Source organism: Chitinophaga sp. CCNWYY40 (assembly GCF_037483205.1).
GTDB classification, from domain to species: domain Bacteria; phylum Bacteroidota; class Bacteroidia; order Chitinophagales; family Chitinophagaceae; genus Chitinophaga; species Chitinophaga ginsengisegetis.
Genome location: NZ_JBBHLF010000001.1, coordinates 173,562 through 187,957 on the forward strand (window position 1 = coordinate 173,562; position 14,396 = coordinate 187,957).

Annotated in this window: 14 protein-coding genes; 9 read left to right on the forward strand and 5 right to left on the reverse strand. The window is 47.0% G+C overall.

What is annotated here, in order from left to right; all coding sequences use genetic code 11:
* Positions 1-18: 18 nt before the first annotated feature.
* The 5 genes from V7S65_RS00715 to V7S65_RS00735 are packed head-to-tail and all read left to right on the forward strand — an operon-like array spanning position 19 to position 5,343.
* The gene (locus tag V7S65_RS00715; protein WP_336386556.1) at positions 19-1,488 is read left to right on the forward strand and encodes a RagB/SusD family nutrient uptake outer membrane protein; all 1,470 of its coding nucleotides are present in this window, start codon (positions 19-21) and stop codon (positions 1,486-1,488) included.
* Positions 1,489-1,506: 18 nt separating this feature from the next.
* Complete coding sequence (locus V7S65_RS00720) at positions 1,507-2,205, forward strand: fasciclin domain-containing protein (protein ID WP_079468721.1); 699 nt, start codon at positions 1,507-1,509, stop codon at positions 2,203-2,205.
* An 18-nt stretch (positions 2,206-2,223) separates the two neighbouring features.
* Positions 2,224-3,822: an IPT/TIG domain-containing protein gene (locus V7S65_RS00725; RefSeq protein ID WP_079468720.1), complete on the forward strand. Its 1,599-nt coding sequence runs from the start codon at positions 2,224-2,226 to the stop codon at positions 3,820-3,822.
* A 28-nt stretch (positions 3,823-3,850) separates the two neighbouring features.
* On the forward strand, positions 3,851-4,768 hold the full coding sequence (locus V7S65_RS00730) for a hypothetical protein (protein ID WP_336386555.1): 918 nt from the start codon (positions 3,851-3,853) through the stop codon (positions 4,766-4,768).
* A 20-nt stretch (positions 4,769-4,788) separates the two neighbouring features.
* On the forward strand, positions 4,789-5,343 hold the full coding sequence (locus tag V7S65_RS00735; RefSeq protein WP_079468718.1) for a DUF1415 domain-containing protein: 555 nt from the start codon (positions 4,789-4,791) through the stop codon (positions 5,341-5,343).
* Here V7S65_RS00735 and V7S65_RS00740 read toward each other — a convergent pair.
* Positions 5,338-6,354 (reverse strand): LacI family DNA-binding transcriptional regulator, encoded by a 1,017-nt coding sequence (locus V7S65_RS00740; RefSeq protein ID WP_336386554.1) that lies wholly within the window; start codon positions 6,352-6,354, stop codon positions 5,338-5,340. The genes V7S65_RS00735 and V7S65_RS00740 overlap by 6 nt on opposite strands.
* A 129-nt stretch (positions 6,355-6,483) precedes the next feature.
* On the opposite strand from V7S65_RS00740, the gene V7S65_RS00745 reads away from it, so the two are divergent.
* The 3 genes from V7S65_RS00745 to V7S65_RS00755 all read left to right on the forward strand — a co-directional run bounded on the left by V7S65_RS00745 (position 6,484) and on the right by V7S65_RS00755 (position 9,698).
* Positions 6,484-7,365, forward strand: a complete 882-nt coding sequence (locus V7S65_RS00745) for an inositol oxygenase family protein (RefSeq protein ID WP_079470001.1) — start codon at positions 6,484-6,486, stop codon at positions 7,363-7,365.
* A gap of 140 nt (positions 7,366-7,505) precedes the next feature.
* Positions 7,506-9,197: a sodium:solute symporter family transporter gene (locus tag V7S65_RS00750; RefSeq protein WP_111579609.1), complete on the forward strand. Its 1,692-nt coding sequence runs from the start codon at positions 7,506-7,508 to the stop codon at positions 9,195-9,197.
* 183 nt (positions 9,198-9,380) lie between these two features.
* Entirely contained in the window at positions 9,381-9,698 is a 318-nt protein-coding gene (locus V7S65_RS00755; RefSeq protein WP_336386553.1) for a hypothetical protein, read from the forward strand.
* 9 nt (positions 9,699-9,707) lie between these two features.
* Here the strand turns inward: V7S65_RS00755 and V7S65_RS00760 are convergent, their stop codons facing one another.
* From V7S65_RS00760 to V7S65_RS00770, 3 genes are all read right to left on the reverse strand, one after another.
* Complete coding sequence (locus tag V7S65_RS00760; protein ID WP_079468714.1) at positions 9,708-10,622, reverse strand: helix-turn-helix domain-containing protein; 915 nt, start codon at positions 10,620-10,622, stop codon at positions 9,708-9,710.
* 2 nt (positions 10,623-10,624) lie between these two features.
* Complete coding sequence (locus V7S65_RS00765; RefSeq protein ID WP_336386552.1) at positions 10,625-11,509, reverse strand: NAD(P)H-binding protein; 885 nt, start codon at positions 11,507-11,509, stop codon at positions 10,625-10,627.
* Positions 11,510-11,599: 90 nt separating this feature from the next.
* On the reverse strand, positions 11,600-12,553 hold the full coding sequence (locus V7S65_RS00770) for an NADP-dependent oxidoreductase (RefSeq protein WP_336386551.1): 954 nt from the start codon (positions 12,551-12,553) through the stop codon (positions 11,600-11,602).
* A 100-nt stretch (positions 12,554-12,653) separates the two neighbouring features.
* Between V7S65_RS00770 and V7S65_RS00775 the strand changes: the two genes are divergently transcribed.
* Entirely contained in the window at positions 12,654-13,538 is an 885-nt protein-coding gene (locus V7S65_RS00775) for an AraC family transcriptional regulator (RefSeq protein ID WP_079468710.1), read from the forward strand.
* 16 nt (positions 13,539-13,554) lie between these two features.
* On the opposite strand, the gene trhA is transcribed toward V7S65_RS00775, so the two are convergent.
* The gene (gene trhA, locus V7S65_RS00780; RefSeq protein WP_227024659.1) at positions 13,555-14,199 is read right to left on the reverse strand and encodes a PAQR family membrane homeostasis protein TrhA; all 645 of its coding nucleotides are present in this window, start codon (positions 14,197-14,199) and stop codon (positions 13,555-13,557) included.
* Positions 14,200-14,396 lie beyond the last annotated feature (197 nt).

Sequence of the window (14,396 nt, forward strand, 5' to 3'; positions counted from 1 at the left end):
CACTTAAATTATTTTCAGATGAAACATTGGTTTAAAATAGGAATACTTTTCTGCCTTTTGCTGGGAGTGGGTTCCTGTAAGAAGTTCCTGGAAGTAAAGCCACTGGATACGCTTTCCGGGAAGGATTTCTGGAAAACAAGAGGCGATGCACAAAAGGCTATCAATGGCGCCTATGCAAAATTGCTGCAGAAATTTACCAACGGCGTTGTATATAATGTAGGCGATTTCCGGCCCGGTAACTGGAACTGGTTTGATAAGAACGGGTTCCGCAACCTGGCCGCCAACCGCCTGCTGCAGGCCGGTGGCGATGGTATTGAAGATATCCCGGACTGGGGATTGTTTTACCAGGCCATTGCTACCGCCAATCTTTGTATCGACAGAATACCCGGTATTGAAGATCCTGCCTTCAGCTCAAAAGAGAAGAAAGCCCTGGTAGCAGAGGCCCGCTTTATACGCGCCTTCATCTACTTCTATATGACACGCCTGTACGGAGATGTGCCCCTGCAAACAGACCCGTATGATATCACGCTGAGGCCGCGTGAAAAAATGCTGACCGTGCTGGACTTCTGTCTCAAAGATCTCGAAGCATGCAAAGAGGATATGGTAATTTCCTACGATGACCCTACCAACAGGGCTGTGCGTGGCACCAAAGGCGCTGCACTGGCGCTGATGGCACATATCAACATGTGGAGCGCCGGTTTTGATCCCGCCAATCAACAAAAATACTGGACACAAACCGCCGATCTGATCAAAGAACTGATGGATCTGCACGAATACAAACTGCTGCCTTACACCAAAGAAACCTTCCAGACCATTTTCAAAGGCCGCTCTGAAGAAGGTATTTTTGAACTGTCGCTGGATGCCAACTACGGCGGCGCTTTCCACTTCCTCATTTGCCAGTGGACCTTGCATGATCCTATTATCCGGGATGGACTGAACGGTAACAGCGAAATTACCCCGATGGTAAGGCACCTGGACAGGGTATATCCCCGCGGTGAATCCGACAGAAGGCTGGAGCTGTGGTTTGATGACCCTTATGCCTCCAAAGGAGAGAAGAAACCTATGTTCCTGAAATTCTCTGCGATCACCAATCCTATTACGAGGGACTACGATGCCAACTTCATCCTGTTCCGCTATGCAGATGTAATCCTGCTGAGAGCAGAAGCACTGGCCAACCTGGGTAACAGAAACGCAGAAGCCATAGCGATGCTCAACCTGGTACGTGACAGGGCAGGCGCAAAACTGTACGCCGGCGGTGGCGGTGAGCCGCTGAAAACGGCTATTTTCTATGAAAGGGAAAAGGAACTGATGGGAGAAGGACACCTGTGGTATGACCTCATCCGCACCGGCAGGATTGGCGACAGAACCCTGACGGAAAATCCACTTACACCAGACCTGATGGAGAAAGGTGCATGGACCTGGCCAATAGCCACATCCGCAGTAAACAACAATCCGCTGGTCACCAGAAATCAATACTGGATACAATAACTGTAAAAAATATTCACTATGCGAAAGCTATTGCCCATAGCCGGCATTCTGCTGATAACAGGTCTGTTGTTATCTTCCTGTAAAAAAGATTATTATATCGACAGCGGTATTGCAGATCCGCACTATAAAGGAACCATTTACGAATACCTGGTACAGAACCCGGACCTTTTTGATACCGTGGCGTATGTAGTAGAAAAAGCCGGGCTGAAAGAAATGTTGCAGAACGATTCCGTTACTTTCTTTACCCCAACAGATCAGAGCATTGTGGATGCGATCGACGATCTGAACGAATACCGTTACCGGATGGTGGAAGACAGCGTGAAACTGGCTGATATTCCCCCTAAAGTATGGAAGAAATTCCTGGGTATGTACATGCTCAAAGGCAAGTATACCGCCAATAAATTTGCGCGTATCGACCCGGTGAATGTATATGCTTACCCGGGAATTAACTACGTGATGAACAGCGGCTATATCCTCAACATCGGGTTAATTTACCAGAACTATAACGGCGTGGAAGCGGTAGGTGCGCGTGTACTGCTGCTCACAGACATCACCTATGATCCGGTGACTTTTGCCAATAATCAGAAAGTACAGGTGATGACCTCCGATATTCAGCCAACAAACGGTGTATTGCATGTGCTGAATTTCCGGCACAACTTCGGTTTCCGGCCGGGAGAATTTGTCAGAATAGCGGAACAGGAACTGCAGAATCAATAACTCATTAACGCATTCAGTATGAAAAAATATACGTATTTAATAGCGCTGCTGGCAGTGTTGGGCGCCTGTACCAAAGATAAGATCAGCTCCAAAGGGGACGATCCTTATAAAGAGCAGGTGAAGCCGGCGATCTATATCAATAAAGATGGTATCAGCCCGGCTCGTGCACGTGTAGGAGAGGAAGTGCTGATCAGTGGAAAAGGCTTCCTGGCAAACAAGGATAAGCTGGCCATCCTTTTTAACGGCGTGAGCGCGCCTATCCTGGCGCTTACAGATACCACCGCGCGCGTAAAAGTGCCTGCGCAGGCAGCCACTGGTAACGTGGCAGCACAGGTAGACCAGCAGTATTTCTTTGGTCCTTTCTTCCGCGTAACCGGTGTTTTCGAGATGGATACCCTTTTCCCCAGTAAAGTAGCCGCTAACGGAGGTATCTCGGATATTATACCTGTGGAAGACGGGAAGTATTTAGTGGTCGGTGATTTTACTGACTTCGATAACTCCGGTAAAGAAGGAAAGCTGAACCGCGTGGCCAGGATTAACCATGATGGGAAAGTAGATGGCAGTTTTGGCCCGGACAAGAAAAACGGCACCAATACTTTTGTGGCTACTGCCGCTGCACTGCCCGGCGCCGACCGGAGATACCTGGTAGCAGGCGCCTTTAATAACTATGAAGGCGTAAACTTTGTAAACAGTATTGCACTGCTGAATAACAACGGCTCCCTGGCTGCGGATAAAATATTCAGTCCTACCGGGAAGGAAATCACTGTGTCTTCCCTGAAGGGCGGCATTTCCGGGCAGGTAGCCAATATGCATGTGCAGGCAGATGGCAGGATCCTGCTCACAGGCTTCTTCCGTTTTTATGTACAACCCAACTACAACCTCACCGGCGCTGCCGGTCAGGATTCCGTACATCTTGATTCCGTACAGATTAACGGACTGGTTCGGTTAATGCCCGACGGAAGCCTGGATAGTACCTACAACTACGACCTGGCGAAACACATGGGTAAAGAGGGCCCCAATGGTTATATCAACCGTTCTATCCTCCTGCCCGATGGAAAACTGCTGATTGCAGGTACTTTCACCAAATACAACGGACAAGCGGTGAACCGTATTGCCAGGTTGAATGCAGATGGTTCTATTGATCCTTCCTTTTCGGCAGGTGCAGGTCCCGATCAGAATATCCTGAATATGACCCGCCAGGCAGATGGAAAGCTGATTATTGTAGGCCGGTTCAATACTTTCGGCGGACTTAAACTCGCTAACGTAGCCCGTATCAACGAAAACGGGGTGGTAGATCCCACGTTTAATGTAGGTGCAGGCTCCAATGGTTACCTGTTCAATGCGCATGTAATGCCCGGAGGAGAGGTAATTGTGAGTGGTATCTTTACAGAGTTCAGCGGACTGGTTCGCAACAACATGATTGTGCTCACCGACAAAGGCGCTATTCATCCTTCGTATAACACTATTGGCGGTGTAACGCTGGACCAGAACGCCAACAGTGGCGGTATTACACAGATCCTGCCGCAGGTGGGAGAGAAGTCACTGCTGGTAGTAGGCACCTTTACGAAGTTCGATTACCGCGACGCCAACAGGTTTGTACGGATTACTTACCCGTGATCCCCTAAAAGCAGCGTACCTTTGAGGTATGTATGTTTTACCGGAGATAATAAAAAGTATTTCGTCACAACATGATCAACATAAAGAACTGAATCTTTTTTATGGCGGGAAAAGCGCCGCACTGGCGTGGACGCCTTATACCAGGTTCCTGCTGGCCACCTATCCGCGTGAAATTTTACAATTGAACGCGGATGGGTTGACAGCAGGTTTGGTTAATTACCTCACTACCCAGGCCCAGCTTACTTTTTGCGCTGCCAACCAGTATATGAATGTTTCCGGTATTGCCGGCGAGTCGCTAAAGGCAGTATATGTTACGTTAATGGAGGATATTGTTACCCGCCTCAAAAGAAAACAAACCAATTTTGATGACCTGGAACAACTGCATGGGCAACGCTTAACAAAGTGGTTGCTGCACACGAATCCATTTGTAAAAGAACTGAACGGCGACCAGGAGCCTCATGTAAAAAGGGTGGTGTGTGCAGAATATACACCCGCCATGCAATTATCCGTGCTGCGGCTAAACCTGGCTACCATCAAAGGTCCTGTGCTGGATATCGGTTGCGGTCAACATGCTTACCTGGTGCGATACCTGCGTAAACAGGGCATCAAAGCATATGGAATAGACCGGTTTATTGAACAGCCGGAAAGTTATCTCGGGTCTGCCGACTGGCTGGAATACCGCCTGGAGCCCAACAGCTGGGGCACTATCATCTCCAATCTGTCTTTCTCCAATCATTTTCTGCATCATCACGGGCGCAGCAACAGCGCTTATATGAGCTATGCCAAAAAGTATATGGAGATACTGGCATCGCTGCAAACCGGCGGCAGTTACCATTATGCGCCGGCTTTACCTATGATTGAATCTTACCTGCCTGCTGCGCAATATGATATCAGCCACGACAAAGTAGGCGATCACTTCAGGAGTACCGTGATCACCAGAAGATAGTTATCCGTACCTTCACTGCTATGGTATATGATCCGGAACAGGCAGCAGCGGTAATAACACAAACTCAGAACTGGGTCAGGGAACTTGTGATCGGTTGTAACTTCTGTCCCTTTGCAAACAGGGAGGTAAAGAAGAACAGCATCCGGTACCAGGTGAGCGGCGCTGTATCGCTGCAGGTGGCCAGTGATGAGCTGTTACAGGAATGTTTGCTGCTGGACAGTGAACCGGCGGTGTCTACTACGTTGCTGATTTTTCCCGCAGGCTTCCCGGTGTTCCGTGATTATCTCGACCTGGTGTCGGTGGTGGAAAAAATGATCTATAAAAAGAAGTACACCGGTATTTACCAGCTGGCGAGTTTTCATCCGCTGTACCAGTTTGCCGGCGCTGATCTGGAGGATGCGGCCAATTATACCAACAGGTCCGTTTACCCGATGCTGCATCTTTTACGGGAAGCGGAAATAGAGAAAGCGTTGCAGCAATATCCCCACCCTGAAAACATCCCCGAACGCAATATCAGCTTTGCACGCGAAAAGGGCACTACGTACATGAAAATGCTGCGGGATAGTTGTTTATAGCCCTGACTTTGTAGAATTTCTTATAATCAGTGAAGAAGGAATCACCTGTTGCTGCTCCTGCAGCGGGAAGCTGCTGCTTTTGAGCGCTTTGAATAACACGGTGGCGGCGGCGTGTCCCATGTCGAAGGCGGGTTGCGAAACGGTGGTCAGCGATGGCTGCAGGAACCGTGCAGTGCTCAGGTTGGAGAAGCCGATCACCTGTACATCGCCGGGGATAGCGAGGGATAGCTCTTCACAGGCGAGGTAAACAGCTGTGGCCAGTTTTTCCGTGGTGGCAATGAGGCCGTCGTAATGGTTTTGCTGTAAGGCTGTTTGCAGCAGTTGCTGGGTAGCTGCGGGATCATTGGAGCAATAAAGAATGCTGGCAGGAGTAAGCGGAAGCTGATGATCGGCCAGTGCCTGCCGGAATCCTTCTGCCCGCCGGTTGCTGATAGAAAGCTGTCTCGATGCTGATAACAGGCCGATATTACGGCATCCGCCGGCAATCAGGTGTGTAGTGGCGTTATAAGCGGCGTTAGCGTCGTCTGTGGTGATTCTGGCGGCTGTTACTTCTTCACAAACCCTGTCGAAAAACACTACGGGTATTTCTTTCACCAGCTGTGTCAGTCCGTGTGCTGCTGCCGATGTTTCTGTAGTAACAGAAATAAGTACGCCATCTACCCGTCCGCTCTGGAAATCTTTCAAAATAGCCTCTTCTTTCGCAAAACTTTCATGGGTAAGATAAATAAGCACATGGTAGCCTTTCTCCTGTGCAACAGATTCAATACCGTTGATGGCTTCTGCAAAAAAGCTGTCGGCCACTTCGGGGATGACCACTGCAATGGTATGACTGGACTTTTTCCGCAGGCTGCTGGCATATGGATTGGGTACATAATTCAGCTCTGCGGCGAGCGCCAGCACCCGCTGCTTTGTTTCTTCGCTTATTTCATGACTGTTGCTCAGCGCTTTTGAAATGGTGGCAGTAGATAACTGCAACCTTTTCGCAAGCATTCTGATGGTGACGTTTTCCATATAACGGCCGTGTTACTTAATCGGTTAAGTAAATAAAGTTATTCTATTATGCGGAAGATTTTTAAAAAGATCGCATATTTAGAGGAGGATATTTTTCTGCATTTCCACGAACTTTTAAAATCTGATATTATGGATAGCGTTAACGGGCAGCCAAATCCTGCACCACTTACTTCACTTGATCAATGGGAAGATGATTTACTGGAGCGATATCCTGATCCCGCCAATATCAACAAGGAAAAAAGCACTGCTGAATTCCGGAATTATGAAGCGCCCCCACGTGACACCGTGCGGGAGTTTTACCGGTTAAATCATACTTACCAGTCTTATGCATTTGTAAAAGAAAAAGAGAAAGAATTTCTTTCTTTCAATAAAAGAGAAATGTCGGTATGGGATGCCTTCGATTTTCTCAACCAGCTGGTAGATGATTCTGATCCGGATACAGACCTGGACCAGTTCCAGCACCTGCTGCAAACATCTGAAGCTATCCGTGCTGACGGCCATCCTGACTGGATGGTACTCACCGGCCTGTTTCACGATATGGGCAAAGTATTATGCCTGTTCGGCGAACCGCAGTGGGCAGTGGTAGGGGATACGTTTCCTGTTGGCTGCGCCTTCTCCGATAAAATTGTTTTCCCGGAATTCTTCAAAAATAACCCGGACATCAACAACCCGGATTACAACACAAAGTATGGCGTATATGAACCTAACTGCGGTTTGGAAAATGTACACCTGAGCTGGGGACACGACGAATATATTTACCAGATCATGAAAAATCATTTGCCGGAACCGGCCCTGTACATGCTGCGCTATCACTCCTTTTATCCGCAGCACAGGGAACATGCTTACGGTCACCTGATGAATGCGCATGATGTGGAAATGTTTAAATGGGTGGATCTGTTTAATCCGTACGACCTGTACTCGAAGAGTCCCACCCCACCTGATTGGAAAGTATTAAGACCATATTACGAAGACCTGGTAGCAAAATATCTACCATCCACCTTGAAGTTTTGAACAGTGATATTATGGATTACCGGTGGAGATGCGGCTTGCTGACGTCTCTCCGGTGATCCTTTTTTTTACATGCCGGAAAGTGTTATATTATATCCAGGTATTACCCACGTTAAAAAAACTGCTGATCAACCGCTCCACTTATGAGTAATCAACTTGTGTTCAAAGACTACCTGGTATTTGCGTTGTATTTTGTGATTGTTGCTACCTACGGATATTGGATTTATAAAAGAAAGAAGAAAGGAGCTGTAAGCGCTTCAAAGAATTTTTTCCTTGCAGAAGGATCTCTTACCTGGTGGGCCATTGGTGCTTCCATCATTGCTTCCAACATTTCGGCGGAACAGTTTATCGGGATGAGCGGCGATGGCTTTTTTGTGGGCATCGCGGTATCCGTGTATGAATGGGTGGGTGCAGCTGCGTTGATCATTGTGGCGGTATTCCTGATGCCGGTGTATATCAAAAATAAGATCTACACCATGCCACAATTCCTGAAAACGCGCTACAATGAAACCGTAGCGTTGATTATGTCTGTATTCTGGTTGTTTTTATATGTATTTGTTAACCTCACTTCTATTTTGTATCTGGGCGCTCTCGCTATCAACGGACTACTTGGGGGCGCCTATTTTCATGAAGTGATGGTGGCGTTGGCCATCTTCTCCGTAGTGATTACCCTGGGTGGCATGAAAGTAATTGGTTACACAGATGTAATACAGGTGGGCGTACTGATCATCGGCGGACTGGCCACTACCTGGATGGCATTAACTGTAGTAAGCGAAAAGTTTGGTATGGGAAAAGATGTGCTGGCCGGCTTTAATATCCTGATACAGGAAGCACCCGACCATTTTCATATGATGCTGAAGAAGCCCGCTGTGGGCGCACCGCAGGACTATGTGAATAAATACCTCATCCTGCCGGGCTTTGGTATGTACATCGCTGGACAGTGGATCAGTAATCTTAACTACTGGGGCTGTAACCAGTATATCACGCAGCGCGCACTGGGCGCAGATCTGCAAACCGCCCGCACGGGTATCTTATTCGCCGGCTTACTCAAAATACTCATGCCGGTAATTGTAATGCTGCCGGGTATTGTGGCGTATGTGTTGTACCAGCACGGGCACCTCCCACAGCTGGAAGGAGGACAAAAAGACGGCGCCTATGCGGCCATTTTAACCCTGCTGCCGGCCGGTTTGAAGGGGCTTGCCATTGCGGCGCTTACGGCAGCTATAGTAGCTTCGCTGGCTGGTAAGTCCAACAGTATTTCCACGATTTTTACTTTAGATGTTTACAAGAAATATATCAATACCAAAGCAGATGAAAAGCAGCTGGTATGGACAGGCAGGCTCACTATTATAGCCGCTATCGTCATCGGCGTGTTATTCACCTGGAACGATGTGCTGGATATTGGCGGCGCCGGCGGTTATACTTTTGTACAAAAGTATTCCAGCTTTATCAGTCCCGGTGTATTTGCCACTTTTATCCTCGGCATGTTCTGGAAAAGAACCAGTGGCGCTGCCGCCATAGCGGGGATTATCACTGGTTTTGCTGCTTCGCTGTTCTTTAACCAGATTGCCGTGAAAATATTTGGTCCTGAAACGGTATTGTATTCCGCTTTCCACAATGCAAAGGGCGAATACGAAATTCCTTTCTTTATCAGCCTGGGATGGTCTTTCCTTACTACGGTGCTGGTAATGGTGGCTATCAGCCTGGCGGGGCCAAAGGTGAGTGCCAAAGCTTTTGAGCTGGATTATGAGATGTTTAAGCTGAAGCCTTCTTCTGTGATTTTAATTGTAACGATATTATTGTTGCTGTCAGTTATTTATGTGAGGTTTTGGTAGTGAGGCATATGGAAATAATGAGGTTCCTCATCTTAATAAATATTTTTTAGTAAGATGAGGAACTTAAAACACCAACGGTTATACGTTATTATCAACATACTTGCTGTTTGCTTGTTATTTTTATTGCTCTGGGCTTTTGTGCGACAACCACGCCCTGTCCGTAACCGATTGGTTACATTTATCATGTTTGACCCTGAACGGGTAAAGCGGTATCCGGAAGTACTTCGCGGTCCTTATCCTGCTAAGCGCAATTACCAGTTGATACGGCTCACCGGGAACAACAAGGCGGATAGTCTTTCATTAGAGTATTCACGGTTGGTAATCCATAGGATGCAACAGGAACACGATACCCTGAATGGTATTCATTTACAATTTGAGCGTGGTACGCGCTACTGGACGCTGATCACCGCGCTGGATATACTTGTTCAGGAAGGGGCGCAATCTTATATGGTGGAACCAGCAGATATTTGGTTTATGATTTATCCTGGTGACAGGGAATGATTAATTTTTTCAATTAAACGACTGCCTGTACTCCAGCGGCGTTACCTTCATTTTACTCTTAAACAGTTTGCTGAACGACTGCGGGTGTTCAAACCCCAGCTCGTAAGCAATTTCACTTACAGACAAACCGGTGGTGGACAATTTCTCTTTTGCCTTTTCCATTAATTTGTCGTGGATGTGTTGCTGGGTGCTTTGTCCCGTCAGTACTTTAAGCAATGCGCTTAAATAGCCGGGTGATACATGGAGTGTGTCGGCGATGTATTGAACGGTGGGTAACCCTTTGGTTGCGAGGGAATCGCTGTTGAACCACGCGGTGAGTACGCTTTCCATTCGATCAAGGATAGTATGGTTGGCTATTTTTCTTGTGATAAACTGGCGATGATAGAACCTTTCTGCATAGGTTAATAATAGTTCCAGTTGGGCTATCATTACATCCTGACTGAATTTATCAATGCTGGTATGATATTCCTGCTCCATGTTCTGCACAATGCCTGTAATGATCTCCTCTTCTTTTTCTGACATATGCAGGGCTTCATTCACTGAATAGCCAAAATATTCGTATTGCTTTATTTTCTTTGCCAACGGTGTATTCCAGAGAAAATCGGGATGAATCAGTACAATCCATCCCGAATGTTGAAAATCTTCCTGCGTTTCAATGGAATACACCTGGCCGGGTGCAATAAAGAAAAGGATTCCTCCGTCGAAGTCGTATTCCTGCTGGCCGTATTTCACCCTGGTATTAACGGCCCTTTTCAGGGCAATGGAATAAAAATCCTGTATCAGGCTTTTCGGTTCACCCTCGCCGATGCGTTTAATCGTTTCAAAATTGATTACACTGATTAACGGATGCAGCGGCCTGGACAAATTCCGGAGCTGGTGAAATTCGTTGATCGTTTTAATTTTATATGGTTGTACACCTGCCATAATTATTTTTTAAAAGCAGCAGCAAATTCTTTTGCAAAATCCTCCAGCTTTACTTTTCCCATAGCCGGTTTATTCAGGTAATAGTCGGCGGTTAACGCGCCGCTGTGAATGCTTGCAAACATCTCCACGAAGCTGGTTGCGAGGGATGCAGGCACTCCATGTGCTTCCATACTGCTTTGCATTTGCTCATTAGTGATAACCGTCCACTTTAAATCCGGTTTTCCGATAGCGGCGCCCAGAACACCGGCAATTTCACTGGCAGTGCGTTCGTCGCTGGCCACATAATGCACATTGCTGCCGGGAGCCGCGGGCGTTACTATTTCACCGGCAATGGCCGCTGCAATATCAATTGGCGATACCAGTACAATCCTATCTTCTCCACCATAATTTGCCGTTATCACGCCCGTGTGTTTTATCATTTCTATAAAGCTAAATAAATTATAGTAGAAATAAGCGGGGCGCATATGCGTAACGGCTATACCTGGCAATTCATTCAGCATCACTTCTACGTGGTGGGCGCCGAGAATCAGGCCGGTACCTTTATCCAGGTGGGCGCCATAACTACTGAGATGGATCACCCGTTTTACACCCGACTGTTGAATCGCCTTTATGTAGTTGCCGGCAATTCTGCGATAGTACGCAACCTGGTTGGGTTCGGAGAGATCAGGAGGTATCATGCAATACACGGCGTTTGCACCGGTAAATGTAGCCGATAGGAAATCCGCATCTTCCAGTGTGCCGATGGCGGCGGTGGCGCCCAATGCTTCAATGTCTTTCTGCTTTTCCGGTTTGCTGCTGATCACCACTACGGCGTGACCTTGCTGTACTAACTCCTTTGTCAGCGGCTGACTGATATTCCCTAAGGAACCTGTAACGATGATTTTCATGTTGCTGTTTTTTTGATGCTACGAAGTTCCGTAGCATCAAGAAAACAGCTGTAGCCGGATCTGCTATTGTTGTAGTCAAAACGAAGGTTGCTATATCTTCACCACCACCTTTCCCAGCGTCTTCCCGGTAGCTACCTGCTCATGCGCTTTGCCTGTTTCCTCCAAAGCATACACATGTGCTATTTCAGAGTGCAGATCTCCCTGTTCCAGCAATGCGGCAATGGACTTCATATCATCGCCGTTGGAAACTACGGATATCCGGTGTGTATACACGTTTTTAGCAGCAGCTTTTTGTTTTTGCTCATCACTGAAAAATACGAGTAGACTGATCAGGCGGCCACCATCTTTTACGGCTGCGAGGGAGCGGTCGATATGATCAGGGGCGCCGAGTGAATCGAGTACGATATCTGCATCGGTCACTACTTCTTCAAATTTCTGGCTATTATAATCGATGTGTTCATCTGCACCAAAACGGAGTACTGCCTCTCTTTTTTCGGCGGAAGACGTGCCTATCACATAGGCGCCAAAGTGTTTGGCAATTTGTACGGCATAATGTCCAACACCGCCTGCAGCTGCATGGATCAGCACTTTATCGCCCTTTTTTATTTTGCCATAGGTTACCAGTGCCTGCCATGCAGTGAGGGCAGCCAGGGAAGCGGCGGCTGCGGCTTCGTAGGAAGTGTTGGCGGGCTTCAGTGCCAGTTGGCTTTCAGGGGCGGCTACATATTCTGCATAGGCTTTACCATGACCGGTAAAGTTCACCATGCCAAATACAGCGTCTCCTGGTTTAAACTGTTTTACATTTTTACCTGTGGCGGTTACTTCTCCCGCAATATCCCATCCAATGATAATATCCTCGCCTTCCTGTGGTTGCAGGAACATGTTGAGTGCGCCTTCACTGGCCCTTACAAAGGCATCTACCGGGTTAATGCCTGCGGCATGGTTGCGTACCAGTACTTCATTATCCTTAATAGCGGGAACCGGGATATCCCTGAGTTCCAGGTTTTCTGTACCGCCTACCTGCTTTAATACGATTGCTTTCATATGCTTGTTTTGTTTTTTGTGATTTGATGAGTCAAAATTCCAATAAATTTGCAGGTATACCCTTGTACGAATCAGGGTACATTTTGTACAATTATAGGTTATGGAAGTATTGAATCTTTTTAAGCCGTTTGACATTGCATATATAGAGGAAGAGGTATGCCCGATGGGACAACACCGTAACAATTTCTTTGAGCTGGTATATATTGTGAAGGGGACGGGCACCTTCCACAACAACCAGCACGCTTTTCAATATGAGCCGGAAAACCTGTTCCTGCTTATGCCGCAGGACGTACAGTATACCCGCATAAAAAGCCGGACCGGCTTCCTGTTTATCCGTTTTAACGGTATCTACCTGGAAGCGCAGCGTACGGGCAGTACTCATAGTAACCTGGGCGACTGGGCAAAGAAACTGGAGTTTATCTTCCATAATAATCATCATTTCCCCGGCTGTATTTTATATAATTCAGCAGACAGACCGATTGTAAATGCGCTGATAAATGCACTGATGCTGGAGTATCCGCGCGAACAATCCCTGCGCAACGAGGTGGTGCAGCAGCTGGTAAATACCATTATCACCATCGTGGCACGTAATGTATCGCTGCTCACACCGGAAAAAACGGCGGTAAACAGTGAGGTATCCAACGATATCATCGGTTATATCCATCAGAATATTTATTACCCGGAAAACCTGCGTGCCGAAAAACTGGCCGCGCGGTTTAATATCTCCCCGAATTATATCAGTGAATATGTGAAGAAGTTAACCGGAGAGAGCATTCAACGGTATGTAACCAATTATAAGCTGAAGCTGGTAGAAACGCGGTTGCAATACAGCGATATGCGAATGAGTGAAATTGTGGATGAACTGGGCTTTACGGACGAAAGCCATCTGAACAGAACGTTCAAGAAATACACCGGTATCAATCCTACCGACTACCGGAAAAAGATGTGGGCAGAGAGAAATTACCAGCCGGGGTTAAGCGGCTGATAATTTCCCGGAACGTTTACATGGCCATCAATACCGCCACATAATGACAGATAGCCGCTGCCAGTACCAGCAAATGCCATACGGCATGCATATAAGTGTATTTATCCCAGATATAGAAAATAACCCCTATTGTGTATAATCCGCCGCCAATGGCCAGCATAATGATCACCGGCAGGGGAAGGTTATCAAAAAACCGGCGGCCGCCAAATACCATGATCCAGCCCATCAAAAGATAGATGATAGTGGATACAATATCATATTTTCCCGTAAACCAGGTTTTAAATAAGACGCCGATCAGTGTAAGCCCCCATAGGATCGACAACAGCGTAATCCCAAAGGCATTATTCATATACACCAGCAGGAAAGGCGTATAGGTGCCGGCTATTAAAAAGTAAATACTGATATGATCAAATATCAGGAACAGTTTTTTTATGGCCAGCTCCTGCGATAAATGGTAAATAGTGGAGTTTGTAAACAACAATATAAAACAGAAGGTATAAATACATGCGCCTACAATGCCCGGCGTATTGCCATGTGTGGCGGCAATACCCGCCAGCATGGGCAATGCACTTACCCCGAAAATAACGCCTACCCCATGTATCAGCCCGTTCACAATTTCCTGTTTACGGCTGTACCCCTTTTCTTTCATTATAACTGCCATCCCTTCCTTTTTTCTAATGTTAGCAAGCTGCATTTCCGTGCAGTATCCCTGCAAAAATAAGCTAATATTACTCAGAAGGCAGATCGAGTTTATCTATTCCTTTATAAAACTATTCGTTTTATAAAGGGTAGTTGATTCTCAGCATAAATAAGCGTAAGTTAGACCACCAATATATTTCTTCAAAGCACTTCAATCCT